At 67.1% G+C, this 24,341-nt stretch carries 32 protein-coding genes and 2 tRNA genes; 25 read left to right on the forward strand and 9 right to left on the reverse strand.

Translation table 11 applies throughout. The annotated features are described in order from the left end of the window. Positions 1-56: 56 nt before the first annotated feature. Complete coding sequence (locus LPA44_RS07730) at positions 57-272, reverse strand: hypothetical protein (protein ID WP_230889013.1); 216 nt, start codon at positions 270-272, stop codon at positions 57-59. A 12-nt stretch (positions 273-284) separates the two neighbouring features. After that, positions 285-1,328 carry an Mrp/NBP35 family ATP-binding protein gene (locus tag LPA44_RS07735; protein ID WP_230889014.1) on the reverse strand — a complete coding sequence of 348 codons (1,044 nt, stop codon included), beginning with the start codon at positions 1,326-1,328 and terminating at the stop codon, positions 285-287. Positions 1,329-1,480: 152 nt separating this feature from the next. Here LPA44_RS07735 and moaA point away from each other — a divergent pair, with 152 nt between their 5' ends. The 14 genes from moaA (at position 1,481) to rpsB (ending at position 8,649) form a co-directional block, all read left to right on the forward strand. Continuing rightward, positions 1,481-2,470: a GTP 3',8-cyclase MoaA gene (gene moaA / locus LPA44_RS07740; protein ID WP_230889015.1), complete on the forward strand. Its 990-nt coding sequence runs from the start codon at positions 1,481-1,483 to the stop codon at positions 2,468-2,470. Positions 2,471-2,632: 162 nt separating this feature from the next. Continuing rightward, positions 2,633-2,715 (forward strand) — tRNA-Ser (locus tag LPA44_RS07745). Positions 2,716-2,737: 22 nt separating this feature from the next. Further along, on the forward strand, positions 2,738-3,247 hold the full coding sequence (locus LPA44_RS07750) for a 30S ribosomal protein S13 (protein ID WP_230889016.1): 510 nt from the start codon (positions 2,738-2,740) through the stop codon (positions 3,245-3,247). Continuing rightward, entirely contained in the window at positions 3,247-3,759 is a 513-nt protein-coding gene (locus LPA44_RS07755; RefSeq protein ID WP_230889017.1) for a 30S ribosomal protein S4, read from the forward strand. Before LPA44_RS07750 ends, LPA44_RS07755 begins: the two co-directional genes overlap by 1 nt. 6 nt (positions 3,760-3,765) lie before the next feature. Beyond that, the gene (locus LPA44_RS07760) at positions 3,766-4,149 is read left to right on the forward strand and encodes a 30S ribosomal protein S11 (protein WP_058983656.1); all 384 of its coding nucleotides are present in this window, start codon (positions 3,766-3,768) and stop codon (positions 4,147-4,149) included. A gap of 3 nt (positions 4,150-4,152) precedes the next feature. Then, positions 4,153-4,896 (forward strand): DNA-directed RNA polymerase subunit D, encoded by a 744-nt coding sequence (locus LPA44_RS07765; RefSeq protein ID WP_230889018.1) that lies wholly within the window; start codon positions 4,153-4,155, stop codon positions 4,894-4,896. Between the two features lie 125 nt (positions 4,897-5,021). Further along, positions 5,022-5,106: transfer RNA gene (locus LPA44_RS07770), tRNA-Leu, on the forward strand. A 33-nt stretch (positions 5,107-5,139) separates the two neighbouring features. Next, positions 5,140-5,493: a 50S ribosomal protein L18e gene (locus tag LPA44_RS07775; protein ID WP_059057180.1), complete on the forward strand. Its 354-nt coding sequence runs from the start codon at positions 5,140-5,142 to the stop codon at positions 5,491-5,493. Then, positions 5,490-5,927 (forward strand): 50S ribosomal protein L13, encoded by a 438-nt coding sequence (locus LPA44_RS07780; RefSeq protein ID WP_230889019.1) that lies wholly within the window; start codon positions 5,490-5,492, stop codon positions 5,925-5,927. The genes LPA44_RS07775 and LPA44_RS07780 overlap by 4 nt, the downstream gene beginning before the upstream one ends. After that, complete coding sequence (locus tag LPA44_RS07785) at positions 5,921-6,319, forward strand: 30S ribosomal protein S9 (protein ID WP_230889020.1); 399 nt, start codon at positions 5,921-5,923, stop codon at positions 6,317-6,319. Before LPA44_RS07780 ends, LPA44_RS07785 begins: the two co-directional genes overlap by 7 nt. Positions 6,320-6,331: 12 nt before the next feature. After that, the gene (locus LPA44_RS07790; protein WP_058983661.1) at positions 6,332-6,532 is read left to right on the forward strand and encodes a DNA-directed RNA polymerase subunit N; all 201 of its coding nucleotides are present in this window, start codon (positions 6,332-6,334) and stop codon (positions 6,530-6,532) included. Continuing rightward, on the forward strand, positions 6,532-6,711 hold the full coding sequence (locus LPA44_RS07795) for a DNA-directed RNA polymerase subunit K (protein ID WP_058983662.1): 180 nt from the start codon (positions 6,532-6,534) through the stop codon (positions 6,709-6,711). Before LPA44_RS07790 ends, LPA44_RS07795 begins: the two co-directional genes overlap by 1 nt. Position 6,712: 1 nt before the next feature. Next, positions 6,713-7,909, forward strand: a complete 1,197-nt coding sequence (eno, locus tag LPA44_RS07800; RefSeq protein ID WP_230889021.1) for a phosphopyruvate hydratase — start codon at positions 6,713-6,715, stop codon at positions 7,907-7,909. Beyond that, entirely contained in the window at positions 7,906-8,649 is a 744-nt protein-coding gene (gene rpsB, locus LPA44_RS07805; RefSeq protein WP_230889022.1) for a 30S ribosomal protein S2, read from the forward strand. Before eno ends, rpsB begins: the two co-directional genes overlap by 4 nt. Positions 8,650-8,698: 49 nt before the next feature. Here the strand turns inward: rpsB and LPA44_RS07810 are convergent, their stop codons facing one another. Further along, positions 8,699-9,511: a VOC family protein gene (locus LPA44_RS07810; RefSeq protein ID WP_230889023.1), complete on the reverse strand. Its 813-nt coding sequence runs from the start codon at positions 9,509-9,511 to the stop codon at positions 8,699-8,701. Positions 9,512-9,595: 84 nt separating this feature from the next. Here LPA44_RS07810 and mvk point away from each other — a divergent pair, with 84 nt between their 5' ends. Both mvk and LPA44_RS07820 read left to right on the forward strand, forming a co-directional pair. Then, complete coding sequence (mvk, locus tag LPA44_RS07815; protein ID WP_230889024.1) at positions 9,596-10,582, forward strand: mevalonate kinase; 987 nt, start codon at positions 9,596-9,598, stop codon at positions 10,580-10,582. After that, positions 10,579-11,316 (forward strand): isopentenyl phosphate kinase, encoded by a 738-nt coding sequence (locus tag LPA44_RS07820; protein WP_230889025.1) that lies wholly within the window; start codon positions 10,579-10,581, stop codon positions 11,314-11,316. The genes mvk and LPA44_RS07820 overlap by 4 nt, the downstream gene beginning before the upstream one ends. A gap of 6 nt (positions 11,317-11,322) precedes the next feature. On the opposite strand, the gene LPA44_RS07825 is transcribed toward LPA44_RS07820, so the two are convergent. Beyond that, on the reverse strand, positions 11,323-11,529 hold the full coding sequence (locus tag LPA44_RS07825) for an HVO_2922 family protein (protein WP_442903373.1): 207 nt from the start codon (positions 11,527-11,529) through the stop codon (positions 11,323-11,325). A 226-nt stretch (positions 11,530-11,755) separates the two neighbouring features. On the opposite strand from LPA44_RS07825, the gene LPA44_RS07830 reads away from it, so the two are divergent. Together LPA44_RS07830 and idsA3 are read left to right on the forward strand one after the other, a co-directional pair. Further along, positions 11,756-13,102, forward strand: a complete 1,347-nt coding sequence (locus tag LPA44_RS07830) for a ribonuclease J (protein WP_230889026.1) — start codon at positions 11,756-11,758, stop codon at positions 13,100-13,102. Beyond that, positions 13,103-14,149, forward strand: a complete 1,047-nt coding sequence (gene idsA3 / locus LPA44_RS07835) for a geranylfarnesyl diphosphate synthase (protein WP_230889027.1) — start codon at positions 13,103-13,105, stop codon at positions 14,147-14,149. A gap of 122 nt (positions 14,150-14,271) precedes the next feature. Here the strand turns inward: idsA3 and LPA44_RS07840 are convergent, their stop codons facing one another. Beyond that, entirely contained in the window at positions 14,272-15,162 is an 891-nt protein-coding gene (locus LPA44_RS07840; RefSeq protein WP_230889028.1) for an NAD(P)/FAD-dependent oxidoreductase, read from the reverse strand. Between the two features lie 154 nt (positions 15,163-15,316). Here LPA44_RS07840 and LPA44_RS07845 point away from each other — a divergent pair, with 154 nt between their 5' ends. Beyond that, positions 15,317-15,754: a hypothetical protein gene (locus LPA44_RS07845; protein WP_230889029.1), complete on the forward strand. Its 438-nt coding sequence runs from the start codon at positions 15,317-15,319 to the stop codon at positions 15,752-15,754. Positions 15,755-15,803: 49 nt separating this feature from the next. Next, positions 15,804-17,561 carry a glutamate--tRNA ligase gene (locus tag LPA44_RS07850; RefSeq protein ID WP_230889030.1) on the forward strand — a complete coding sequence of 586 codons (1,758 nt, stop codon included), beginning with the start codon at positions 15,804-15,806 and terminating at the stop codon, positions 17,559-17,561. On the opposite strand, the gene LPA44_RS07855 is transcribed toward LPA44_RS07850, so the two are convergent. Next, entirely contained in the window at positions 17,558-18,031 is a 474-nt protein-coding gene (locus LPA44_RS07855) for a DUF456 domain-containing protein (protein WP_230889031.1), read from the reverse strand. The genes LPA44_RS07850 and LPA44_RS07855 overlap by 4 nt on opposite strands. Positions 18,032-18,054: 23 nt before the next feature. After that, complete coding sequence (gene tmcA, locus LPA44_RS07860; RefSeq protein WP_230889032.1) at positions 18,055-20,289, reverse strand: tRNA(Met) cytidine acetyltransferase TmcA; 2,235 nt, start codon at positions 20,287-20,289, stop codon at positions 18,055-18,057. Between the two features lie 221 nt (positions 20,290-20,510). Between tmcA and rpl7ae the strand changes: the two genes are divergently transcribed. From rpl7ae to ndk, 4 genes are read left to right on the forward strand one after another with little or no spacing between them, the layout of a single operon-like run. Further along, positions 20,511-20,873 carry a 50S ribosomal protein L7Ae gene (gene rpl7ae, locus LPA44_RS07865; protein WP_230889033.1) on the forward strand — a complete coding sequence of 121 codons (363 nt, stop codon included), beginning with the start codon at positions 20,511-20,513 and terminating at the stop codon, positions 20,871-20,873. 6 nt (positions 20,874-20,879) lie between these two features. Then, on the forward strand, positions 20,880-21,107 hold the full coding sequence (locus LPA44_RS07870) for a 30S ribosomal protein S28e (RefSeq protein ID WP_230889034.1): 228 nt from the start codon (positions 20,880-20,882) through the stop codon (positions 21,105-21,107). Then, positions 21,107-21,292, forward strand: a complete 186-nt coding sequence (locus LPA44_RS07875) for a 50S ribosomal protein L24e (protein WP_059057195.1) — start codon at positions 21,107-21,109, stop codon at positions 21,290-21,292. Before LPA44_RS07870 ends, LPA44_RS07875 begins: the two co-directional genes overlap by 1 nt. Continuing rightward, positions 21,289-21,771 (forward strand): nucleoside-diphosphate kinase, encoded by a 483-nt coding sequence (gene ndk / locus LPA44_RS07880; RefSeq protein WP_230889035.1) that lies wholly within the window; start codon positions 21,289-21,291, stop codon positions 21,769-21,771. The genes LPA44_RS07875 and ndk overlap by 4 nt, the downstream gene beginning before the upstream one ends. A gap of 59 nt (positions 21,772-21,830) precedes the next feature. Here ndk and LPA44_RS07885 read toward each other — a convergent pair whose 3' ends face one another. Together LPA44_RS07885 and LPA44_RS07890 are read right to left on the reverse strand one after the other, a co-directional pair. Then, positions 21,831-23,267 (reverse strand): APC family permease, encoded by a 1,437-nt coding sequence (locus LPA44_RS07885; RefSeq protein ID WP_230889036.1) that lies wholly within the window; start codon positions 23,265-23,267, stop codon positions 21,831-21,833. 60 nt (positions 23,268-23,327) lie between these two features. Beyond that, entirely contained in the window at positions 23,328-23,981 is a 654-nt protein-coding gene (locus LPA44_RS07890) for a potassium channel family protein (protein WP_230889037.1), read from the reverse strand. A gap of 84 nt (positions 23,982-24,065) precedes the next feature. Between LPA44_RS07890 and LPA44_RS07895 the strand changes: the two genes are divergently transcribed. Continuing rightward, a complete protein-coding gene (locus LPA44_RS07895) occupies positions 24,066-24,338 on the forward strand; it encodes a hypothetical protein (RefSeq protein ID WP_230889038.1) in 273 nt (90 codons plus the stop codon). Positions 24,339-24,341 lie beyond the last annotated feature (3 nt).

The raw sequence follows: 24,341 nt of genomic DNA on the forward strand, positions 1-24,341 counted from the left end.
CGGGCGCAGTACTCATCGTCTTAACTAATCGGGGGAGTCCGCTGGCTACGGTCGAGTTAGCGCTCGATTCCGCCCTGTTCCGAGATCTGCAGAATGTTCCGCATGTTGAGGTAGACGTGTTGGGCGTCGACGTCCTCGTCTTCGTCGTAGATGTCGCTGACGCGATGGACGATAGCGGCGATGCGTTCGGCCTCTTCGGAGCCTTCCTCGCGGAGGTCGTCCGCGACGTCGCGGAGTACGTCGCGTTTCTCGGCGTCGTCGTAGTCAGACATCGTCCTGAGTTGTCAGTGCTGGGCGGGTCGGCTGGCGTTGCGGCGGTGGACGAGCCCAACCATGTCGGCGGTTTCGGCGACGAAGCCGCGGAACGCTTCGCCGGTCTGGTTGTCTTCGTCGAGGACGACCGGCTCCCCCGTGTCGCCGCCCTGGCGGACGCTGGGGTCGAGAGGGATGGAGCCGAGGAACGGGAGTTCGTTCTCGTCGGCGAAGTCGTGGCCGCCACCGCTGCCGAAGATGTCGTGGGTACCGCCACAGTCCGGACAGACGAACCCGCTCATGTTCTCGGCGATGCCGAGGACGGTGGTGTCGTGGCGACCGAACATGCGCAGTCCCTTGCGGGCGTCGTCAACGGCGACATCCTGCGGTGTGGTGACGACGACGGCACCGGTGAGGGGGACCGTTTGGAGCATCGTGAGTTGGGTGTCGCCGGTGCCCGGCGGGAGGTCGACGACGAGGTAGTCGAGGTTGCCCCATTCGACGTCCTCGACGAGTTGCGTGAGGACCTTGTGAACCATGGGACCGCGCCAGATGACGGGGTCGTCGTCGCCGACCATGAACGCCATGCTCATGAGTTTCATGCCGTGGCGCTCGGGCGGGACGATGGTGTCGCTCTCCGTGGCGCGCGGGTGGTCGTCGGCGTCGACCATTCGGGGGACGTTGGGGCCATAGATGTCGGCGTCGAAGAGGCCGACGCGGGCGCCGCGGTCGGAGAGACCGGCAGCGAGGTTGACGGCGACCGTGGACTTGCCGACACCGCCTTTCCCGGAGGCGACCGCGATGACGTTCTTGACGCCGGGGAGGACGTCGCCGCTGTTGCGGTCGGGGATGGCGGCGGTGAGGTCGGGTTCGAGGCCGGCGTCGGAGAGCACTTCGCGGACGCGGCCGGCGATGTCCGTCTCGGTCGGCGAGTAGGGCGCACCGAGCGCGAGCGAGAGGGTGACTTTGTCGCCGTCGACGTCAAGGTCGTTGACGAGACCGAGGGAGACGATGTCGTCGTCGAGAGAGGGGTCCTCGACGTCACGGAGGAGGTCCAGCACGTCGTCTTCGTTCATGCCCGCGAGTAGGAGACGGTGCGCCGATAAGGGTTGTGTCGAACGAACGTGCGGCCGCGACCGCACACCACGCCCCGAGCGTAACCACTCGAGGTTACGAAATCGCCGCTTGCACCCACGAGTTTAAGCGTCTGTACGTGCCACGTTCTGGCATGCTCTCGGACTCGTTCGGGCGCGAGGTCTCCGGCGTCCGGGTCTCCCTCACGGACCGCTGTAACTTCGACTGTGTCTACTGTCACAACGAGGGACTGGGGGACACGCGCGGCCCGATGGACGCACGGGACCACGAAATGAGCGCCGACGACGTCGTCCGCTTCCTCGAAGTCGTCGAGGAGTTCGGCGTCGAGAAGGTGAAGCTCACGGGCGGTGAGCCGATGCTGCGCGACGACTTGGAGGAAATCATCGAGCGTACGCCGGACTCGATAGAGGTGTCGATGACGACCAACGGCACGTTCCTGCCCGGGCGCGCGGAGGACCTCGTGGACGCTGGCCTCGAACGCGTGAACGTCTCGCAGGATGCCCTCGATGCCGAGGACTTCCAGGCGCTCACGAAGAGCGGGGCCTACGAGAAAGTACTGGAGGGCGTGCGGGCTGCCGTGGACGCGGGCCTCGACCCTGTGAAACTGAATATGGTCGTGTTCCGGAAGACGGCAGGCTATGTGCCGGAGATGGTCGACCACGTCGCGGAGAACGACGCGCTCCAGCTCCAGCTCATCGAGTACATGCCCGAAATCGCGGGCCACCCGGAGTGGGCCGTCGATATCGACGACGTCCACGGCTGGCTCGAAGAGCGCGCAGACCGCGTCGAACACCGCGAGATGCACGACCGACGGCGGTACTACGTAAACGGTGGGATGGTTGAAATCGTCGACCCCGTCGGCAACGAGGAGTTCTGCGCGAACTGTCACCGCGTGCGCGTGACACACGAAGGCTACCTAAAGGGGTGCCTGAACCGTAACGACGACCTGCGGTCGATGGGCGAGATGTCGAAGGCCGAGATTCGGGAGGCGTTCCGTGAGACCGTCGAGAACCGGGTGCCGTACTACGGCGAGTACATGGTCGAGAACGGCGACGGCGGCTGGGAGGTCAACGACGACTACGTCGAGGTGTACGCCGACGGCGGCACCGAGTCGGCGGACTGACCGCAAACTGCTGATTTCCGGCGCGCGGGGTGGGACTTCGTGTCGTCCGCGACCCACGCCCTTTCGTGATGTTTAAGTACGGGCCGCGATTTCTCAAGAACGCAGTCACTGTAGGGGCGTCGGGTCCCGAGTCCGAGAGGGCGAAGATACACCCGAAAGCGTGTCGTGGTAGCCTAGCCTGGTCAAGGCGCAGGGTTGCTAACTCTGTGGCGCAAGCCTCCGGGGTTCAAATCCCCGCCACGACGCCTTTCCACAACACATCAAAACATGAGTTCGGAAGAACAAGACGCGGACGAGGACATTCAGTACTTCGTCCGCATCGGGCAGACAGACCTCGACGGTACCAAGTCCGTCGAGCGTGCGCTCGCGGAACTCGACGGAGTCGGCCGACGAGTCTCGCGAGTCGTCGCGGAGAATGCGGACGTCGACCGCACCGCGACGATTGGTCGCCTCGAAGACGATGTCATCGACGACATCAAGGCGGCCGTCAACGAGTTCGCAGACCACGCTCCGGAGTGGCTCGCGAACCGTCGGAACGACTTTTACTCCGGCGAGACCCAGCACGTCACCGGCAACGACGTCAACCTGACGCGCGACCAGGACATCAATCGGATGCAGATGATTCGGTCCTACAAGGGCATCCGACACGAGCGCGGACAGAAGGTCCGCGGTCAGCGCACCAAGTCCACCGGTCGTACGGAAGGTACCATCGGCGTCAACGTCGAGGCTATCAAGGAAGAACAGGCAGCAGAAGAAGCAGCGGGTGAGGAAGAATAATGGCGCTCCCAGGTGAGAACACCAAGTTCTACGAGACGCCGAATCACCCGTATCAGGGCGAACGCATCTCCGAGGAGAGCGACCTCGTCTCCCGGTACGGCCTGAAGAACAAAGAGGAACTCTGGCGTGCGCAGTCCGAACTGCGCAACTTCCGCCGCGAGGCGCGCCGCCTGCTCGGCCGTACGGAGGCCACCAGCGGCGAGGAGTTCGTCTCGCGCCTGCAGCGCATCGGCGTGCTCTCCAACCAGGAGGGTCTCGACGACGTCCTGTCGCTCGACGTGACGGACGTCCTCGAACGCCGCCTGCAGACGGTCGTCTACCGCGAGGGCCTCGCGAACACTGTCGGTCAGGCCCGACAGTTCATCTCCCACGGCCACATCACGGTCGACGGGAGTCGCGTCACGGAGCCCTCCTACAAGGTCGACGTCTCCGAGGAGGACGCCATCGCGTTCGACGAACGAAGCGATCTCACAGACGAACTGCACCCGGCTCGCGCCGGTGCACAGGAGTAACACAATATGGCTGACGACACCAAATGGGGCATCGCGCACATTCACGCCTCGTTCAACAACACCATCATGACGGTCACCGACGAGACGGGCGCCGAGACGCTCGCAAAGTCGAGTGGCGGTACCGTGGTGAAGCAGAACCGTGACGAGGCGTCGCCGTACGCCGCGATGCAGATGGCCGAACAGCTCGCCGAAGACGTCTTAGACCAGGGCATCGACAAGGTGCACGTTCGCGTGCGCGGCCCCGGTGGCAACCTCCAGCGCAGCCCGGGTCCGGGCGCGCAGGCTGCCATCCGAGCGCTCGCTCGCGCCGGTCTCGAAATCGGCCGCATCGAGGACGTGACGCCCGTCCCCCACGACGGGACGCGTCCGCCGAAGAACAGCGGGTACTAAGCAATGAGCACGGACTTCGACGTCGAATTCATCGACCGCGACGACCGGGAAGCCCGGTTCGTCGTTCGCAACATCACGCCGGCGTTCGCGAACGGCATTCGGCGAGCGATTATCGCCGACGTTCCGACGCTGTCCATCGACACCGTCCGGTTCGTCGAGAACTCCAGCGTGATGTTCGACGAACAGCTCGCGCTGCGTCTCGGCCTCGTCCCGTTGACGACGCCCGAGGACTTCGCCGAGGGTGACACCGTCACGCTCGCGCTCGACGTCGAGGGCCCGGGGACGGCGTACTCCGGGGACCTGGTCTGTCAGGACCCCGAAGTGGAGGCCGCCGACGAGAACATCCCCATCATCGAGCTCAAAGACGACCAGCGCCTCGAACTCGAAGCCGACGCGGAACTCGGCTACGGCCGCGACCACGCCAAACACCAAGGCGGCGTCGCAGTCGGTTACCGACACCTCCAGCGCGTGAACGTCGTCGGCGACGCCGACGAATACGCTGACGAGGAACCCCGGATGCTCCGGGGCGTCATCGAGGAGGACGGCGAGCTCGTGCCGACGGACGACTTCGACAACGACCTCACGAACCGGTACCCCGGTAAGGAGCTCGAAGTCGAGGACGTCCCCGGCGCGTTCGTCTTCCACGTCGAATCCGACGGCTCGATGCCCGTGACAGAGCTAGTTCTCCGAGCAGTCGACTCCCTGGTCGACCGCGCGGACGAACTCGAACAGGCAGTCCAACTATAACATGATTGCTCCGACCCACACTACCGCGCCGACGTCCACTCCTGCCCCGGGAGCCTCGGGCCCGGCAATCGAAATCGGTAAGAAGGGTCGGGAGCTACGGAGAAGCGAAGCGCCACCGCGGCCGTGCAGGGATAGCCAAGTTAGGTCAAAGGCGCAGCGTTCAGGGCGCTGTCCTGTAGGGGTTCGCAGGTTCAAATCCTGCTCCCTGCACTCGACTTCTCACAACTTTCCAGGAGTACGAGCATGAGTAAGACAAGTCCGAGACTCAGCAGTCTCATCGCCGAACTGAAGTCCGTCGCCCGAGATTCGGGCACGGACGTCTGGCACGACGTCGCTGGCCGGCTGGAGAAGCCGCGCCGCACGCACGCCGAGGTGAACCTGAGTCGTATCGAACGTTACGCGAACGAGGACGAGACCGTCGTCGTCCCCGGCAAGGTGCTGGGGTCCGGCGCGCTTCGAAAGTCCGTCACCGTCGCTGCCGTGGATTTCTCCGGCAGCGCGAAGACGAAAATCGAGCACGCCGACGGCGAGGCCGTCCATCTGGAACAGGCAGTCGAACAGAACCCCGAAGGATCCGACGTGCGGGTGATTCGATGAGTCTCGCAGAATTCGACGCCGACGTGGTCGTCGACGCGCGAGACTGCATCATGGGTCGCGTGGCGAGCAACGTCGCCGAACGCGCCCTCGACGGCGAGACGATCGCCGTCGTCAACGCCGAGCAGGCAGTCATCACCGGCACCAAGGAGGACATCTTCGAGACGTACAACAAACGCGCGGAGCTGGGCTCCGACAGCGGTCCGTACTACCCGAAACGCCCGGACGGCGTCTTCAAGCGCGCCATCCGTGGCATGCTGCCGTACAAGCAGCAGGACGGCCGTGAGGCGTTCGAGAACGTCCGCGTGTACGTCGGTAACCCGTTCGACGAGGACAGCGAAGTCATCGAGGGAACGTCGCTAGACCGACTCTCGACGATTCGCTTCGTCACCGTCGGCGAGGTCTCCAAGGAACTAGGTGCTAACGTCACATGGTAACCAACACGTCCGGTAAGAAGAAGACGGCCGTCGCTCGCGCGACCGTGAGCGACGGCGAGGGTCGTGTCCGAATCAACTCCACGCCCGTCGAACTCGTCGACCCGGAGATGTCGCGCCTGAAGATGCTGGAGCCGTTCCGCATCGCAGGCAAAGACCTCCGAGACGACGTCGACGTCGACATCGACGTCTCGGGTGGCGGCTTCGCGGGCCAGGCTGACGCCGTCCGCACCGCCATCGCACGCGGGCTGGTCGAGCATTACAGCGACGCAGAGCTCCGGGACGCGTACCGTGAGTTCGACCGCAGTCTGCTGGTCAACGACGTCCGGCAGTCCGAGTCCAAGAAGTGGGGCGGCCCGGGCGCTCGTGCCCGCTACCAGAAGTCCTACCGCTGAGGTGACCAAATCATGATGGTACCAGTCCGGTGTTTCACGTGCGGTAACGTCGTCGGTGAGTACTGGGAAGAGTTCAAGGCACGCGCCGAGACCCACGACGGCGACGAGGACCCAGCGGACGTGCTGGACGACCTCGGCGTGGACCGGCACTGCTGTCGACGCATGATGGTCTCCCACCAGGACCTCGTGGACGTCGTCTCGCCCTACCAGTAATGAGCGACACACAACACTTCAATCGGTACGAGAAGGCCCGCATCATCGGTGCGCGAGCGCTGCAGGTGTCGTACGGGGCGCCCGTGCTGGTCGATACCGACCAGACCGAGCCCATCCTCATCGCGGCCGAGGAGTACGACGCGGACGCGCTCCCGTTCACTGTCCGGAGGGACAACTGAGATGACGCGCATCGAGTCCGTCCGATTCCGGCCGATTCTGGACTCCCGCGGCAACAAGACCGTGGAAGCCGAGGTCGTGACCGCGGACGGCGGGTTCGGCCGTGCGGCAGCGCCATCCGGCGCGAGCACGGGCGAGCACGAAGCCGTCGAACTCCCCGTCGAGGAGGCGATTGCGGCAGCGCGCGAACACGTCGCACCGCGCCTCGAAGGCCGAGAGTTCGCCGGCGACCAGCGCGGCGTCGACGCCGCACTGCACGCCGGCGACGGCACGGAGGACTTCTCCGACGTCGGGGCGAACAGCGCGGTCGCCGTCAGTATGGCGGCCGCGAAGGCCGCCGCGGACGTGCTCGGTGTGCAGCTGTACCAGCATCTCGGCGGCGCCTTCCGCGGTCGGAACTTCCCCGTGCCGCTCGGGAACGTCGTCGGTGGCGGCGAACACGCCGCCGACGCGACTGCGATTCAGGAGTTCCTCGCGGCCCCCGTCGGCGCACCGAGCGTCCGGCAGGCCGTGTTCGCGAACGCCGCCGTCCACGAGCGCGTGGGCGAACTCCTCGAAGAGCGCGGCGAGGCCGCCGCGAAAGGCGACGAGGGTGCGTGGGCGCCGTCCATCGACGACGCCACCGCCTTCGAGGTCGTCGACGAGGCCACCAGCGACGTCGCCGAAGAGTTCGGCTTCGACGTCCAGTTCGGTCTCGACATGGCAGCCGCCGAGCGCTACGAGGACGACGAGTACGTCTACGGCGACGAGGTTCGCTCCACGGAGGAGCAAATCGAGTACGTCGTCGGCCTCGTCGAGGAGTACGACCTCGCGTACGTCGAGGATCCCCTTGACGAGAACGACTTCGCGGCATTCTCGGCGCTGACCGAGCGCGTCGGCGACGACACGCTCGTTTGCGGGGACGACCTGTTCGTGACGAACGTCGAGCGACTCCGCGACGGCATCGAGATCGGCGCGGCCAACAGCATCCTCGTGAAGCCCAATCAGATCGGGACGCTCTCCGATGCGTTCGACGCCATCGAGCTGGCGTCCCGGAATGGCTACGAGGCCGTGGTCTCCCACCGCAGCGGCGAGACCGAGGACACGACCATCGCACACCTCGCCGTGGCGACCGACGCCCCGTTCATCAAGACGGGGACGGTCGGCGGCGAGCGAACTGCCAAGCTGAACGAACTCATCCGCATCGCGGACGAAGCATGAGCGAGAACGAATCCGACACAGAGGCCGACCTCGAGGACGCCGCGGAGCAGGCAGCCGAGCCTGCTGCTGAGGCCGCCGAGAGCGACGCCCAGACAGACGAACAGCCCACCGAAGAGGAGCCGGGAGCGGCGGCCACCGAGGACGTCATGTCCGACGAAGAGGCCGACCTGCTCATCCCCGTCGAGGACTACCTCGGCGCCGGTGTCCACATCGGTACCCAGCAGAAGACCAACGACATGGACCGGTTCATCCACCGCGTCCGCACGGACGGCCTGTACGTGCTCGACGTCTCGAAGACGGACGAGCGCATCCGGACGGCTGCCGACTTCCTGGCGAACTACGACCCAGAGCAGATTCTGGTCACGTCGTCGCGCCAGTACGGCCGCTTCCCCGCGGAGAAGTTCGCGGAAGCGGTCGGCGCACGCGCCCGGACAGGACGGTTCATCCCGGGTACGCTGACGAACCCGCAGTACGACGGCTACATCGAGCCGGACGTCCTCGTCGTCACTGACCCCATCGGTGACGCACAGGCCGTCAAGGAAGCCATCACGGTCGGCATCCCCGTGATTGCGATGTGCGACTCTAACAACCAGACGAGCAACGTCGACCTCGTCGTCCCGACGAACAACAAGGGGCGGCGCGCGCTGTCGGTCGTCTACTGGCTGCTCGCCAACGAGACGCTCGACCGCCGCGGTGCCGAGCCGACGTACTCCCTCGAAGACTTCGAGGACGGCCTGTAACACGGCTTCCGCCTTCGTACTTTTCAGTTAATAGACCGACCAGCGACGGCTATATCGAGACGACGCCGAGGTAGCCGTCGAGACCGTCAACGAAGCGCACGCGCCTCCCGAACCACTCGCGACCACCGTCGAGAGGGTGGCGGTGGCGCGCGTCGTCGATATTCGCACTCAAGAGCACGGAGACAGGACCGGGACCGAGCCGGTCGAGTCGCTCGCGGACCCGCCCGCTGGCGGGCTCGCAGAGCACGATATCTTGTCCGGGGAAGCGTGCGAGGTCGCCGTAGGTGTCGTCGTAGTCGTGGTCCGGTTCGGGGAGCCGGTAGAGTCGCTGGAAGCGCTCGATAGCGCTGGCGATGTCGTCGGTCGCGAGGACGACCCACGAAATCCCCGAAACCGGCGACCCGTAGAGGTCGCTGTCGGGGACGCGGTACTCGCGGGGCGTGCGGTCGCTGACGACGAATGGGAGGAGGCTGTCGTCACCACCGAGGAATGCCTGGTCCCACTCCACGAGCGTGCCGTCCGGGCGTTCGCGGCGGCCGTGAATTGGACCGTGGACTGTGACGTCGTGGTCGATGACGCGCTGGCACTCGGCGTGGACGCTGCCAGTCTCCACGCACCAGTCGCAGGGGCCCGCGACGGGATCGGCCGCGTCGAAGTACGCGGGCCAGCGGTCGGGGTGCTCGCGCGTAGGCGCGACGAGTTCGAGGTAGGAACCGTCCGGTAGTACGAGCGCCGCCATCTCCGTGCCTGCGTCGGGGTGCGCGCCGCCGTACGTGGGGTCGAAGCCGGCGGCTTCGAATCGCTCGACGAGGGCGTCGAGGTCGCTGGCAGCGAACGGCACGTGGTCGATGACGGGGCGCATAGCCGCTCGTTCGGGGCCCGTACGCAAAAGCCTGCGGCGGGGCGTTCCGGAAGTTCTGTAACGACGTGGTCCCGACCGGGAGGTATGACCACGACTTCGAGCGCGCCGGGGAAGGTCTACCTCTTCGGCGAGCACGCCGTCGTCTACGGGGAACCCGCGGTGCCCTGCGCCATCGAGCGACGGGCGCGAGTGACCGTGACGGCCCGCGACGACGACCGCGTGCGGGTGTCCGCCGACGACCTCTCGCTGGACGGCTTCACCGTCGAGTACGGCTCCGGGAGCGACGAACAGCCCGACGTGGACGTGCCGACGCCGCTCATCGAGGCGGCGATGGGGTACGTCGAAGAGTCACTCGAACAGGCCCGCGACGCCGCTGGCCAACCAGTCGCGGGCTTCGACGTGGAAATCGAGAGCGAGATTCCGCTCGGCGCGGGACTGGGGTCGAGCGCGGCGGTTGTCGTCGCGGGCATCGACGCCGCGACGCGCGAGCTCGGCGTCGAACTCGCGCCGGAGTCGGTCGCCGAGCGCGCGTACCGCGTCGAGCACGAGGTGCAGGACGGGCAGGCTTCGCGCGCGGACACGTTCTGTTCGGCGATGGGCGGCGCGGTCCGCGTGGAGGGCGACGACTGCCGGGCCATCGACGCGCCCGACCTGCCGTTCGTTGTCGGCTACGACGGCGCGAGCCACGACACCGGCGAACTCGTGGCGGGCGTGCGCGACCTCCGCGACGAGTACGATTTCGCGGCCGACACCGTCGGAGCCATCGGCGATCTCGTGCGGGAGGGCGAGCAGGCGCTCGCGGACGGCGACCTCGACACGCTCGGTCGGCTGATGGACTTCAACCACGGCCTGCTCTCGGCGCTGGGCGTCTCCGCGCGTTCGCTCGACAACCTCGTGTGGGCGGCCCGGGACGGTGGTGCGCTCGGTGCGAAGCTCACGGGTGCGGGTGGTGGCGGCTGCATCGTCGCACTCGACCGGGAAGACGGCGTGGAGACCGCACTATCGTTGGCTCCCGAGTGCGAGCAGTCGTTCCAGGCCGAACTCGCGACGGAGGGCGTGCGCGTCGAATGACGGTCGTCGTGAAACTCGGTGGCAGCGTCGTCACCGAGAAAGACCAGCCCGAGACCGTCGCCGACGACCGCCTCGCGGACCTCGCAGGTGCGCTCGGCGACGCAGCTGTCGACGACCTCGTCGTGGTACACGGCGGTGGGAGCTTCGGCCACCCGCACGCGGCCGAACACGGCATCTCCAGCAGCGAGGGCTCAAAGGACGCAGCCGCGGCACGCGACGTCGCGAGCGCGATGGAGGAATTGAACACGGCGGTCGTGAGCGCGCTCGCGGACGCGGGCGTTCCCGCGGTCCCGGTCCATCCGTTCTCGGTCGGCTACCGGACCGCCGAGGGCGACCTCCAATTCTCGACCGACCAGGTCGCGGCGATGCTCGACGAGAATTTTGTGCCGGTGCTGCACGGCGACGTGCTCACGCAGGTTGGGGAAGGCGCGACAATCGTCAGTGGCGACGAACTCGTCACGCACGTCGCCAGCGAACTGGACGCCGACCGCGTCGGCCTCTGCTCGACGGTCCCTGGGGTCCTCGACGAAGCCGGTGACGTCGTGCCCGAGATTACGGACTACGAGGACGTCGCGGCGGCGCTGGGTGGTAGCGACGCAACCGACGTTACTGGCGGGATGGCCGCAAAAGTCCGCGCGCTGCTGGCACTCGGTGCGCCCGCGTTCGTGTTCGGTCCCGACGCACTCTCGGCATTCCTCGCCGGGGAGGACGCCGGGACGCGAATCGAGGGCTGAGAAACGTTAGTCGCGCAGGTCCTCGTCGAGTTCGCCGACCTTCACGTCCGCGTCCGGGGCGTTCTCCTTGACGCTTTGCAACCCCTGTTTGGCCTTCTGCTTCGAGGAGTAGCCTTCACCGCTGTCCGCGATGATATTCCCGTTGCGGTGCACGAGCCGCCACCGATACTGGCCGGCCTCGTCCTCGTAGACGTGGAACGTCGCACTCGCCATGAACGCGGCCACGACGGCCGCCCTCAAGGCGATTGTGGCCGACGGCTCGACGCCGCGGCAATCCCCGCTGTTTTTAACACCGCGGGACGTATGGCTGCCAAGAGCAGCGTCGCGTGCGTTGACGCGGCGGCGGCCGATGGCTGTAAGACGCCGCGGCCGCCGCCGCCAGCGCGCGGCTGTTTCAGACACGACTCCCCCCCACCGGGGGTTTCAGTGCTTCAAAACCATGGAAATCGAAATCGCAACAATCGGCGGATACGAAGAAGTCGGTCGGCAGATGACTGCCGTCCGAGCCGGTGACGACATTGTCATTTTCGACATGGGCCTCAACCTCTCGCAGGTCCTGATTCACGACAACGTCGAGACCGAGAAGATGCACAGCCTCGACCTCATCGACATGGGCGCAATCCCGGACGACCGCGTCATGTCCGACCTCGAGGGTGACGTGCAAGCAATCGTGCCGACGCACGGTCACCTCGACCACATCGGCGCAATCAGCAAGCTCGCCCACCGCTACGACGCACCCATCGTCGCGTCGCCGTTCACGCTCGAACTCGTGAAAGGCCAGATCGAGGGCGAACAGAAATTCGGCGTCGACAACGAGCTCGTGGAGATGGAGTCCGGCGAGACGATGCAGATCGGCGAGGAGTGCGAACTCGAATTCGTCCACGTCACACACTCCATCATCGACGCCATCAACCCCGTCCTCCACACGCCGGAGGGCTCGGTCGTCTACGGCCTCGACAAGCGCATCGACCACGACCCGGTGCTGGAAGACCCCATCGACATGGACCGCTTCCGCGAAATCGGGCGTGAGGGCGAGGGCGTCCTCTGTTACATCGAGGACTGTACGAACGCGGGCCGAAAGGGCCGCACACCCTCCGAGAGCGTGGCGCGACGCCACCTCAAGGACGCGATTCAGAGCATGGAGGACTACGACGGCGGCATCGTTGCCACGACGTTCTCCAGCCACGTCTCCCGGGTGTCTTCGCTCGTCGAGTTCGCGAAGGACATCGGCCGCGAGCCGATTCTGCTCGGCCGCTCGATGGAGCAGTACTCCGGCACCGCCGAGCGGATGGGCCGCGTGAACTTCCCGGACGACCTCGGGATGTTCGGCCACCGCAAGAGCGTCGACCGCGCGTTCAAGCGCGTGATGAACGAGGGCAAGGAGAACTTCCTGCCCATCGTCACGGGCCACCAGGGCGAACCCCGCGCGATGCTCACCCGCATGGGCCGCGGCGAGACGCCGTACGACATCGAAAACGGTGACAAGGTCATCTTCTCGGCGCGCGTCATCCCGGAGCCGACCAACGAGGGGCAGCGCTACCAGTCCGAACAGCTCCTCCGCATGCAGGGCGCACGCATCTACGACGACATCCACGTCTCCGGCCACCTCCGCGAGGAAGGCCACTACGAGATGATGCAGGCGCTCCAGCCCCAGCACATCATCCCCGCCCACCAGAACATGAAGGGCTTCGCACCGTACGTCAGCCTCGCAGAGAGTCAGGGGTACAAGGTCGGTCGCGACCTCCACGTAACCTCGAACGGCAACACCATCCAACTCGTCGAGTAGATGTCCAAGAACGCCCGCGAACAAGCGGTGCTCAGCGCGGTCCGCGAGCGCCGCGAGAAGGTCAACGCCGCCATCGACGAGGACCTCCCGGCGCAGCGCCCCGAACGCCTCTACGAAGCGGCGCGCTACCTCCTGGAAGCCGGCGGGAAGCGCCTGCGCCCCGCAGTCCTGCTGTTGACCGCGGAGGCGCTGGCGGACGTCGAACCCGGCAGCACGGACTACCGGGAGTTCCCCGACCTGACGGGCAGCGAGGTGGACGTGATGTCGGCGGCGGTGTCCATCGAGGTCATCCAGTCGTTCACGCTCATCCACGACGACATTATGGACGACGATGACCTCCGGCGCGGCGTGCCGGCGGTCCACCGCGAGTACGACACCGAGACCGCGATTCTCGCGGGCGACACGCTCTACTCGAAGGCGTTCGAGATCATGCTGCAGACGGGCGCGCCGCCCGAGCGCGGCATGGGCGCGATGCAGACGCTCGCGGAGACCTGCACGCACATCTGTGAGGGGCAGGCCCTCGACGTCGACTTCGAGACGCGAACCGACGTCGTTCCCAACGAGTACATGGAGATGGTGGAACTCAAGACTGCGGTGCTGTACGCCGCGGCGGCGTCGATTCCCGCGGTCCTGCTGGGCGCCGACGACGACACCGTCGAGGCGCTGTACGACTACGGCGTCAAAGCCGGGCAGGCGTTCCAGATTCACGACGACGTCCTGGACCTCACGGTCCCGTCCGAGCAGCTCGGCAAACAGCGCGGTTCGGACCTCGTCGAAGGCAAGAAGACCGTCGTGACGCTGCACGCGGCCGACCACGGCGTCGACGTCGACGACCTCCTGGACGCCGACGACCCCGAGAACGTCACGGATGCCGACATCGAGGACGCCGTCGAACAGCTCCGCGAGGTCGGCAGCATCGAGTACGCCCGCGAGTGCGCGAACGACCTCGTCGCCGAAGCCAAAGCCCACCTCGACGTCCTCCCGGACAACGAGGCACACCACCGCCTCGAACAGGTCGCGGACTACCTCGTCGAACGGGGCTACTAAGGTACCTTTTTACTCCTCGGGTGTGCTCGCTGCGCTCGCACTCCACTCGTCGCAAAAATCTACGCTAAAAACTCCCTGCGCTCACTTCGTTCGCGGATGCTCTCCGCTCCGCACAGCGGCCGCTACAGAGTATCGTCGTCCGCCCGGTCGAGGTAGGCGCGGATACGGTCGTCATCGAGGTGTTCGAGGATTCGGTCGTGGGCTTCCTGCCGGCGGCGTTCGATTTCTTCGTCGTCGACGTACCTCCCGAGGCGGTCGTCAACCTCCGCCTCGCGGAGTTCGATTAGTTCGTCGTCCGCGAGGTCGTGGTCCTCCGGGACGTGTTCGTCGAAGTACTCGCGCCAGTGGTCCGGGTCGGCCCACTCCTCGTCGCGAGCGCGCTCCTGTCGGAGCCAGTCGACGCGCTCGGCCAGCCCCTCGGGGTACCCCTGTTCGCGGCGCGCGTCCCCGACAACGTGGCGGCCGACGAGCGCGCCGAAGCCCGCTGCCGCGATGACCTGCGTCGACCACTCCTCGACTGGCGAGGCGACGTAGAGGCCGTCTATCGGTGTGCGGCCGTCGTCGTCGGCGTACGTGCGGTCGAAGTATTCCTGTTCCTCGCCGCCATGCTTGTGGGTTTCGTACATCTCGTCGTCCGCATCCAACGGCCGGAGGTAGTCGGCGTCGTAGCGAGTGGCAGCGACGACGCGAGTCGCCCGCGCGGGTTCGCCGGACTGCGGCTCGACGATGAAGCCGCCGTCGTTGGCGTGCTCGACCGATTCGACCAAGTCCTCGACGACTTCGCAGCCTACTTCTTCGGCGTGGTCGTGGGCGAGCGCGTAGAACGTCTCGACGTCGATACCCGCAGGGAAGCCGAGATAGTTCTCCAGATGCGCGCACTGCTGGAGCGATGAACGCCCACGGTCGAAGACGACCGTGTCGAGGCCCTCGCGAGCGGTGAAGACACCAGTCGAGCAGCCCGCCGGCCCACCGCCGACGACGGCGACGTCCCACTCCGCGTCGACGTCGGTCACGCGTCGACCCCGCTGGCTCGTCGTTCGACAGCCTCGCGTGTCGGCCGCTCGGTTCGGTCGCGCTGGAACACGTGTTTTAGGCTGACCTAATCGAACATAAACGCATCGGGAGCGCGCAACAACTGTTATGCGGTGGGCGACACCACTCCCAGACATGAGCACCGACGATTCGGCCGATACGGACGACGAAACCTCGGACGATCCGGGCGAAGCAGTAAACGGAGCCCCGACTGAGACGGCGGGCGACACGAAGGGCGAGACGCCAGGCATCGACGAAGCCTACTGCCGGAACTGCGGGGAAATCATCGACGCGAAGGCCGAAATCTGCCCGGAGTGTGGCGTGCGCCAGCGTTCGTCGGACAGCGGCGTCGGAAACGACTCGGGTATCGCGGCGGTCGCATCGCTCATCATCCCGGGCGCGGGCCAGATTTATCTGGGTCACCTCGGTCGCGGCCTCGGTTTCATCGTCGCGTCGTTCGTCGCGGGGCTGTTCTCGGTGTTCCTCGTCGGCATCCCGTTCCTGCTGGCCATCTGGGTGTACGCCATCTACGACGCCTACCACCTCGCCGAAGACCCCGAACGCGGCGCGTAGTCGGCGCGAATCCCAACGGATTTGCCGGCCTCGGGCGAACGTCCACGTAATGGACGACGAGCTCACCGAGCGCGTGCGCCGCGAAGCCGAGACGGCGGCGCTGTACAACGCGCTCAAACACGACAGCGATGCCCAGGTCGGCGCCATCATGGGGCCGCTGATGGGCGAGAACCCCGAGTTCCGGGAGCACGGCGACGAGATTCCGGGCATCATCGCGCCCGTCATCGACGAAGTGAACGCGATGGACGCCGAGCAGCAGCGCGAGCGCCTCGCGGAACTTGCGCCCGAGCGCGTCGAGGAACTCGAATCCGAGGACGAAGGCGAAGAAGACGTTCTGCCGGACCTCCCGAACGCCGACGACTACGACGAGGTTCGGATGCGGTGCGCGCCGAACCCGAACGGCCCGTGGCACATCGGCCACGCCCGCATGCCCGCGGTCATCGGGACGTACGCCGAGGAGTACGACGGCGAGTTCATCGTGCGCTTCGACGACACCGACCCCGAGACCAAGCGCCCGCTGCTGTGGGCGTACGACGAGATTCTCGAGGAGATCGAGTATCTGGGCTTCGAGCCTGCGGAGGTGTACCGGGCCAGCGACCGCCTGGAGACGTACTACGAGCACGCCCGCGATCTCATCGATTTGGGCGGCGCGTACACGTGTAGTTGTCCCGCCGGCGAATTCTCCGAACTGAAGAACAACGGAGAGGCGTGCCCACACCGCGAGAAGGACGCCGACACCGTCCACGAGGAGTTCGAGGCGATGGTCGACGGAGAGTACGACTCCGGCGAGATGGTGCTCCGCGTGAAGACCGACATCGAGCACAAGAACCCCGCGCTCCGGGACTGGGTGGCGTTCCGCATCATCGACACCCCGCATCCGCGCGAGGAGGCCGAACAGTACCGCTGCTGGCCGATGCTCGACTTCCAGTCCGGCGTCGACGACCACCTCACCGGGGTCACGCACATCATCCGCGGCATCGACCTACAGGACTCCGCGAAGCGCCAACAGTTCGTCTACGACTACTTCGACTGGGACTACCCCGAGGTCATCCACTGGGGCCACGTGCAGGTCGACGCCTACGACGTGAAGATGTCCACGTCGACCATCCGCGAACTCATCGACGCGGGCGAACTCGACGGCTGGGACGACCCACGGGCGCCCACGCTCCCGAGCGTCCAGCGCCGCGGCATCCGCGGGGAAGCCATCGTGGACGCGATGGTCGAGTTAGGGACCTCGACGAGCAACGTCGACCTCTCGATGTCCGCCATCTACTCGAACAACCGCGACCTCGTCGACGACGAGGCCCCCCGCCAGTTCCTCGTCCGCGACGACTTCGAGGCGCGCGCCGAAGACGCCGACGAGGAGTACACCGCCATCCAGGTGCCCGTCGACGGCGGCCCGGACAGCGCGAACCCGCCCGTCCATCCCGAGCACGAGGACCGCGGCGAGCGCGACATCCCCGTCGAAGACGGCGTGCTCGTCGAGGAGGACGACCTGCCGGCGGTCGGCGGGCGCGTCTGGCTGAAGGGGTACGGCCCCGTGCGCTACGACGGCGAGCGCTTCGAGTTCCTCGACGCGGACATCGACGTCGTCCGCGAGGAGGGCGTCGACGTCGTCCACTGGGTACCCGCCGACGACAACGTCCGCGTCCGCCTGCGGACGATGGACGGCGACGTCACGGGCTACGCCGAACCCGGATTCGCGGACGTCGACCCGGACGAAGTCGTGCAGTTCGTGCGCGTCGGGTTCGCACGCTGTGACCGTCACGACGCCGACGAGTCGGTCGCGTACTACGCGCACCCCTAGGCGAACTGGAGCCACGCGACGACCGCGAACACGGTCGTCGTCAGCACGACCTGCATTCCTGCGGACGCGAGCACCCCGACAGTCGCGTAGCCAGCGCGCCGCGCGCTGCCGGGGAGGTCGTTACTCGCGCGAAATTCGACAGCGAAGACGGTCGCGGCGACGCCGAGCAGAAGTCCGAGCGGGCCGCCTGGGAGCATGAGGACGAACCCGACGACCCCCGCCATCGCCGCAGTGCGTGTGTCGGTGCCTCCGGCGCGGGCACCGACGAAGCCCGCGAGCCAGTCGACGAGCGTGGCGACGACCGCGAGGCCGACGAGCACGGCGAGCAAGAACAAGCCGGGCCCGCCCGTCGTCCACCAGTAGACGAGGACGCCGGCCAGCGAGAGCAGGCCGCTCGGCAGTAGCGGGAGGACGCTCCCCACGACGCCAGCGGTGAGGAGCACGAACGCGACCACGACCAGCAGGTCCATAGTGGCGGTACGCTCGCGGGTCGTTAGTCCTCGTCGGTGAAGCGCGCGAGCTCCTCGCGCGCAGCGGTCGTCCCGTACGCGTCGACGAGTGGGCGGAGCGCGTCGCCGAGCGCGCGCATCGCCTGACTCGTGGAGTGGAAGTCGAGGCTGTCGGCGACGGCGTCCCACGGGCGCGCTTGCAGGAGTTTTGCGACGACCAGGCGCTCCTCTTGGGCCGCGAGCAGGTCGGCATCGCCGGCGACGAGGTGGTGGCGGGCGAGCCGGCGGAACGGCGCGGGGTCGACGCTGTACATGCCGGGGCCGTGGGCGGCACCGGCGACGACGCGCCACGACGAGTCCGCGAGGTCCAGCGACTGGTCGGCGTCGCAGGCGCGGAGCGCGGCGCGTGCGACGTCCGGGTCGAGGTCACGTAGCGAGTCCGCGAGCACGTCCGGGATGCGGTCTGCGAACCAGCCGGCGTGGCGGTCGTGGAGGCGCTCACCGGGGTGTGAGAGCGGGTCGAGCATCACCGCGGAGTACTCGCCGCTCGTGTCGTTGCGCGTGGTCGAGAGGTGGACCGTCGAGTAGCCGTTCGCGCGCCAGAACGACAGCAGTTCGGGCGTGGCGCCATAGCCGACGCCGAGCCAGTCGGCGTCGGCCTCGTACTCCGCGCGCAGTTCGCCGAGCAGCTGCGAGCCGAGCCCGCGGGAGCGGGCGGCGTGGTGGGTGGCGATGCGCATCACGCGGTAGCCCACGGGAATCGCGGCGTCCTCGTCGCGGAGTTGGCTGGTGAGCACGTCGGGAATCATGTTCCCCTTCACGCGCTCGCCCTCGTACATGGCCGCGCGGAGATCCGCGTCGAGGCCGCCCTCGCGTGCGAGCAGCGCGACGGAGACGACGTGGCCGTCGTGGACGAGCGCGCGCACTGCGAGGTTCGGGGCGTCGAGCAGGCGCGCGAGGTCGTTCGGTTCGGTGCGATAGTGGGCGTACACGAGCAGGCCGAACACCTCCCGGAGCAGGTTCTCGTCCGCGAGGAGGTCGTCTGGAGTGAGCGCCTCGTACGTAACGCTCTCCGTAGTCGCGTCCTCGACGAGTGGGTCGACGGCGGGCCGAGCGTCGAGGAGGAGCGCGCGGAACGCCCAGACCTCGACCGGGTCGCCGGCCGCGTACCGAATCGGCTCCGCGAGCGTCACGTCGGTGACCTCGTGGTCGGTGTTGGCAAGCCTATCGCGGAAGCGCACGTCGAAGCCGCGGCCCGCGCCCTCGTAGCCATGCACCGTCGTGGTGAACGCGAGGCACTCGCACTCCAGCAGCGACTTGAGCAAGCGCACCGGAATCGCGGCGGCTTCGTCGGCGAAGACGGCGTTCGGGTCGTCCGGGAGGTCAGCGGCGTCCGGTGGTTTCGCGAACCGGATGCGACCGCCCGAATCAGTCTCGATTGCCTCGTCGTCGGCGGCGAGCGCGTCGAGGTCGCCGAGCAGTTCACGTGCTCGCGCGAACAGTTCGCTGGCGCTACGGCGGCCCGGCGCGGTGACGAGCACGTCGAGGCCGTCCTTGGCGAGACACGCGGCCGCGAGGCCGGCTGCGCTGGACTTCCCGCGGCCGCGGTCGGCTTCCGCGACGACGGCGGCCGGCGGGTCGCGCAGTCCCTCGAACGCCGCGAGCGCGTCCATCTGATCGTCCGTGAGACACGCCGCGTACGCCTCGTGGGGGAACGCGCGGTCGGCGGGCGGCTCGGGTTCGGATTCAGCGATGCGTGGTGCGGGGTTTGTCAGGCCGTCACGTTCGAGTGTGTCGGCGTCGACGTCGTAGATAGCGATGCCGGGGTGGGTTCGGAGCGTCTCGACGAGCCGGCGGCGAAAGCGACCGGCGACATCCTCGACGTCGAACGGCGGCACCGCCAACCCCTCGTCGAATGCGTCGTGGCGCGACGGCCACTCGTCCAGCGCGGGCGCGAGCACGAGCAGGAGTCCGCCGCCGTCGACGGCACCGACGACGCGCCCGAGCGCGTTCGGCCGGCACTCACCGTATGCGTCGAAGACGACGGCGTCCCGGGTCGTGCCGAGGAGTTCGTCCGCGTTCCGCGGGCCGACTTGCTCGCAGGCGAGCGCGTCGCGCGTGGAGACGAGCGTCGTCCCCGTCAGCGGAATCGGGAGTGTGTCGAGGATGCGGTCGGCTGCCGACAGGCACGCCTCGCGGTCGCCCGTGAGGACGAGCACTCGCCGTTCGTTCACGGACTGGGCCTCTTCGTGGAGCGTCCGTGCGGCCTCGACGACCATCGGTCGTGTTTCGGCGAGCCGCGGGAAGGGCGTTTCGTCCCACGTGACCCGGCGACGGCCCTGCGGCGGCTTCGCACGGCGATACACTTTGAAAGCGCTTTTAACTGAGGGGCCCCCAGATGTAGGATACAGTCCACGGGGGTCGATGATGCTCCTAGCCGTCAGGGATTCCGCACCGGCAGGGGAGCGCAAGCCCGTCCGTGGAACTAGGTGAACAATACATGCCAGTGTACGTAGACTACGACGTTCCAGCAGACCTCCAGGAACGAGCCCTCGAAGCGCTCGAAGTGGCTCGTGACACGGGTACAGTCAAGAAGGGTACCAACGAGACGACCAAAGCCGTCGAACGCGGCAACGCAGACCTCGTGTTCGTCGCCGAGGACGTCTCCCCCGAAGAAATCGTGATGCACCTCCCCGAGCTCGCCGAAGAGAAGGGCATTCAGGTCGTGTTCGTCGAGACGCAGGACGAACTCGGCAACGCAGCCGGGCTCGAAGTCGGAAGCGCCGCCGCGGCCGTCGTGGACGCCGGCGACGCCGAAGACGACGTCGAGGACATCGCGACGAAAGTCGAGGACCTCCAGTAACCACCCATGAGTGCAGAGGAAACTGAAGAAGAGGGCTCCACGCCCGCCGAAGTCATCGAGGTCGTCGGGAAGACCGGGATGCACGGCGAGGCGATGCAGGTGAAGTGCCGCATTCAAGAGGGCTCCAACCAGGGACGCATCATCACGCGAAACGTCCTCGGTCCCGTCCGCGTGGGCGACGTCCTCCAGCTCAAGGAGACGGCCCGCGAGGCGGACTCCATCGGTGGTCGGTAATGGTCCAGACACGCACCTGTGACTACTGTGGCGACGACATCGAACCCGGTACGGGGACGATGTTCGTCCACAACGACGGCAGCACAACTCACTTCTGCTCCGCGAAGTGCGAGAAGAACGCGGACCTCGGTCGCGAACCGCGCGACGTCGAGTGGACCGAGGAAGAGGCAGAGGTCGAAGAATGAGCCACCACGACGAGCGAACCTTCGTGATGGTCAAGCCCGACGGCGTCCAGCGCGGTCTCATCGGCGACGTCGTCTCGCGGCTCGAGGACAAGGGCCTGAAGATGGTGGGCGGGAAGTTCATGCAGATTAGCGAGGAACTCGCCCACGAACACTACGGCGAGCACGAAGGCAAGCCGTTCTTCGAGGGCCTCGTGGAGTTCATCACCTCTGGCCCCGTGTTCGCGATGGTCTGGGAGGGCGCGGACGCGACCCGCCAGGTCCGTCGCATGATGGGTGCCACGGACCCGCAGGAAGCAGCCCCGGGCACCATCCGCGGCGACTACGGTAACGACCTCGGGCAGAACATCATCCACGGCAGCGACCACGAAGACCCCGGCGCGAACGAGCGCGAAATCGCGCTGTTCTTCGACGAGGACGAACTCGTCGACTACGAACTCGACGCGGCGACGTGGGTCTACGAGGACGCCGGCGACCACTAACTCCGGCTGTCTCTACTGTCGTCTTTTCCGCGACGCATCGCTCGTAGCCGCGGTGCTCGCTACTCTGTTTCCCCTTTCGTCACGCCGAGTTGCTGGAGGACGATCCCGATGACGACCGCGAGCACGCCGAGCGCGAGGCTCTCGACGCGGACGTTCACGAGGAGCGCGAGCGTACTGAGTGCGCCGATAGCGGGGAGCCACGGCACGAGCGGTACTCGGAAGCGGCGCTCGACGTCCGGGCGTTTGCGCCGCGAATAGACGACGGCGACGTTGACGCCAACCAGCCCGGCGAGCAGCATGAAGTCCGCGAAGTGCGCGAGCGCTTCGACGCCGAGCGCACCGACTAACGGTGCGTTTGCGGGCAGCGGGGACGACTGGGCGAACAGGACGCCGAACGCGAGGAAGAAGGCGGCGCCGAACGCGCCCGTGAGCAGGACCGCGCGGTACGGCGTGCCGAAGCGGTGGTGGCGGTCGGCGAGGTCACTCGGTAGTTGGTCGCGGCGCGCCATCGCCTGTTCGACCCGGGAGCCCGCCATGACGGTGGCGTTCGTCGCGGAAACCATCGAGAACAGCGCGCCCGCGACGACGACGTAGAAGCCGATTCGGCCGAGGAAGTACCACGCGGCCTGCCCCATCACGAGGTCGCCGTTGGCGGCGAGGAACGCGCGCACGTTCGCGGCGGCCTCAAGGTTCGTGTTCGCGACGAGGAACTCCACGAAGGCGGCGTCGTTGACTGCGAGCACGACCGACAGCACGACGAGCACGTATAGCGCGACGACTATGCCGATGCTGAGGAAGATGGCGCGCGGGACGGTTCGCTCGGGGTCCCGGATTTCGCCGGCGTTGGTGGCGATTGCCTCGAACCCGAAGAACGTGATGAACACGAGCGCAGCCGTCGACAGCGTCTCTCCGAACGCGGTGGCGTGGTCGGCGAACGACGCCACCACCACGTCGGTCTGCCACGCCTGCAGGCCGCCGTAGAGAAACACCACGATGAGTGCGACTTTGAGAACCGTGACGATGATTTGGAAGACGCCGGTCTCCTTCGTGCCGAGGACGTTCAGCGCGACGATACCGACGAACACCGCGAGTCCGAGCGTCCAGCCGGGCAGCCACGCGGGGACGCCGAAGATGCCGTAGAGGAATCGCTCGGTCCACCGGGAGAAACTCACCATGTAGAACGCAGCGCTGGCGGGGTAGCCGAGGCTCATCGCCCAGCCGACGAGGTACGTCCACTCGCCTTCGAGGGCGTGGTAGACGTACGTGTACGCGCCGCCGTTCTCGGGGTAGACGGTGGCGAACTCGGCGTACGCCAGCGCGGTGATGGAGCCGACGAGCGCCGCGAGCACGAATGCGACGACCGCGACCGCGCCGACGTTCGCGACGGCCAGCCCGGAGAGCACGAACACGCCGGCAGCGATCATCGTGCCGACGCCGATGGCGGTCGCGGCGAGCAGTCCGAGTTCGCCGGTCTGGTCGGCGTGGTCCGGGCTCATTCGATGCGCTGCGCGACGAGGGGCGGTCGACGCGACGACGCGTGCGTGTCCGTCATCGAATCACTCCCGGAAGAGCGCGCGCAGTTCGTCGACGGTGCCGGTGTCGGCGGCGACGAGGTAGCGGTCGCCGGGCTGGAATTCGAGGTCGGGGCTTGCGAGGCGGCCGTGGGTGGAGGAGCCGACTACTCGGCAGCCCTCTGGGAGCCCGACCTCGTCGAGCGTGTGGCCGGCGACGGTAGCGTCCTCGGCGACCCCGAGTTCGAGGACAGAGAAGCCGCCGTCAGCCCCCGAGAAGGTCCGTATGCCGCCGCCGACGAGCAGGTCGACGACGCGGTTAGCGGTCGGCTGCTGGGGGAGCACCGCGGCGTCGACGTACTCCGTGTACTCCGTCTGGGCTTCGTCGTCGATGCGTGCGAGGGTGAAGAGGTCCGCGGCGAGGCGCTGGGCGACCAGACAGACCGCGAGGTTCGTCCCAGGGTCGCTGGTCACCGCGGCGACCGCGTGCGCCTCCTCGAGGTCGGCCTGTTCGAGCACAGATGGCTGCGTCGCGTCGCCGTTGACGACAGTCGCGACGTTCTCGTCGGTGACCGCCGCGGCGCGGGCTTCGTCTCCTTCGACGAGGATGACAGTGTGCCCGCGCTCGTGGAGGTCTGCAGCGGTCTGCACGCCGACGCGACCGCCACCGACGACGACGATGCGGCGGCTACTCGACATTCACTTGCTGGTTCGGCGCAGGCGGGCATCAAAGTTGTCGCCGACACCCGGTGGGTTCTCCCGTCGGGAGCCCCACGGGAGTGCATGGACTGTGTCGTCTGTAACAGAACTGGCACGGCGTACCGGCTCGTAGACGAGCGTGCGGCGGCGCTGGGCGTCTGCGAGCAGTGCGTCGCCGAACACCTCGCGAGCGCGGCCGACGACGCGTGCGTCTACTGCGCGACAGCGGGCGGCTACGACCTCGTGGAGGACACGAGCGCGGTCGTGGCGTCCGAGTCACAGGCCGAGCGAGTCGTCGTCACTTCTGGCGTCGTCTGTCACGACCACGTCGGAAACCTCCGACGCGAGAACGCGTGAGGT

The organism is Halobacterium sp. KA-4 (assembly GCF_021028995.1).
Taxonomy (GTDB): domain Archaea; phylum Halobacteriota; class Halobacteria; order Halobacteriales; family Halobacteriaceae; genus Halobacterium.

Bases quoted from the DNA above. Each gene is read 5' to 3' on its own strand.
- LPA44_RS07730 (WP_230889013.1), bottom strand. From the start codon at position 272: ATGTCTGACTACGACGACGCCGAGAAACGCGACGTACTCCGCGACGTC.
- LPA44_RS07735 (WP_230889014.1), bottom strand. From the start codon at position 1,328: ATGAACGAAGACGACGTGCTGGACCTCCTCCGTGACGTCGAGGACCCC.
- moaA (WP_230889015.1), top strand. From the start codon at position 1,481: ATGCTCTCGGACTCGTTCGGGCGCGAGGTCTCCGGCGTCCGGGTCTCC.
- LPA44_RS07750 (WP_230889016.1), top strand. From the start codon at position 2,738: ATGAGTTCGGAAGAACAAGACGCGGACGAGGACATTCAGTACTTCGTC.
- LPA44_RS07755 (WP_230889017.1), top strand. From the start codon at position 3,247: ATGGCGCTCCCAGGTGAGAACACCAAGTTCTACGAGACGCCGAATCAC.
- LPA44_RS07760 (WP_058983656.1), top strand. From the start codon at position 3,766: ATGGCTGACGACACCAAATGGGGCATCGCGCACATTCACGCCTCGTTC.
- LPA44_RS07765 (WP_230889018.1), top strand. From the start codon at position 4,153: ATGAGCACGGACTTCGACGTCGAATTCATCGACCGCGACGACCGGGAA.
- LPA44_RS07775 (WP_059057180.1), top strand. From the start codon at position 5,140: ATGAGTAAGACAAGTCCGAGACTCAGCAGTCTCATCGCCGAACTGAAG.
- LPA44_RS07780 (WP_230889019.1), top strand. From the start codon at position 5,490: ATGAGTCTCGCAGAATTCGACGCCGACGTGGTCGTCGACGCGCGAGAC.
- LPA44_RS07785 (WP_230889020.1), top strand. From the start codon at position 5,921: ATGGTAACCAACACGTCCGGTAAGAAGAAGACGGCCGTCGCTCGCGCG.
- LPA44_RS07790 (WP_058983661.1), top strand. From the start codon at position 6,332: ATGATGGTACCAGTCCGGTGTTTCACGTGCGGTAACGTCGTCGGTGAG.
- LPA44_RS07795 (WP_058983662.1), top strand. From the start codon at position 6,532: ATGAGCGACACACAACACTTCAATCGGTACGAGAAGGCCCGCATCATC.
- eno (WP_230889021.1), top strand. From the start codon at position 6,713: ATGACGCGCATCGAGTCCGTCCGATTCCGGCCGATTCTGGACTCCCGC.
- rpsB (WP_230889022.1), top strand. From the start codon at position 7,906: ATGAGCGAGAACGAATCCGACACAGAGGCCGACCTCGAGGACGCCGCG.
- LPA44_RS07810 (WP_230889023.1), bottom strand. From the start codon at position 9,511: ATGCGCCCCGTCATCGACCACGTGCCGTTCGCTGCCAGCGACCTCGAC.
- mvk (WP_230889024.1), top strand. From the start codon at position 9,596: ATGACCACGACTTCGAGCGCGCCGGGGAAGGTCTACCTCTTCGGCGAG.
- LPA44_RS07820 (WP_230889025.1), top strand. From the start codon at position 10,579: ATGACGGTCGTCGTGAAACTCGGTGGCAGCGTCGTCACCGAGAAAGAC.
- LPA44_RS07825 (WP_442903373.1), bottom strand. From the start codon at position 11,529: ATGGCGAGTGCGACGTTCCACGTCTACGAGGACGAGGCCGGCCAGTAT.
- LPA44_RS07830 (WP_230889026.1), top strand. From the start codon at position 11,756: ATGGAAATCGAAATCGCAACAATCGGCGGATACGAAGAAGTCGGTCGG.
- idsA3 (WP_230889027.1), top strand. From the start codon at position 13,103: ATGTCCAAGAACGCCCGCGAACAAGCGGTGCTCAGCGCGGTCCGCGAG.
- LPA44_RS07845 (WP_230889029.1), top strand. From the start codon at position 15,317: ATGAGCACCGACGATTCGGCCGATACGGACGACGAAACCTCGGACGAT.
- LPA44_RS07850 (WP_230889030.1), top strand. From the start codon at position 15,804: ATGGACGACGAGCTCACCGAGCGCGTGCGCCGCGAAGCCGAGACGGCG.
- LPA44_RS07855 (WP_230889031.1), bottom strand. From the start codon at position 18,031: ATGGACCTGCTGGTCGTGGTCGCGTTCGTGCTCCTCACCGCTGGCGTC.
- tmcA (WP_230889032.1), bottom strand. From the start codon at position 20,289: ATGGTCGTCGAGGCCGCACGGACGCTCCACGAAGAGGCCCAGTCCGTG.
- rpl7ae (WP_230889033.1), top strand. From the start codon at position 20,511: ATGCCAGTGTACGTAGACTACGACGTTCCAGCAGACCTCCAGGAACGA.
- LPA44_RS07870 (WP_230889034.1), top strand. From the start codon at position 20,880: ATGAGTGCAGAGGAAACTGAAGAAGAGGGCTCCACGCCCGCCGAAGTC.
- LPA44_RS07875 (WP_059057195.1), top strand. From the start codon at position 21,107: ATGGTCCAGACACGCACCTGTGACTACTGTGGCGACGACATCGAACCC.
- ndk (WP_230889035.1), top strand. From the start codon at position 21,289: ATGAGCCACCACGACGAGCGAACCTTCGTGATGGTCAAGCCCGACGGC.
- LPA44_RS07885 (WP_230889036.1), bottom strand. From the start codon at position 23,267: ATGAGCCCGGACCACGCCGACCAGACCGGCGAACTCGGACTGCTCGCC.
- LPA44_RS07890 (WP_230889037.1), bottom strand. From the start codon at position 23,981: ATGTCGAGTAGCCGCCGCATCGTCGTCGTCGGTGGCGGTCGCGTCGGC.
- LPA44_RS07895 (WP_230889038.1), top strand. From the start codon at position 24,066: ATGGACTGTGTCGTCTGTAACAGAACTGGCACGGCGTACCGGCTCGTA.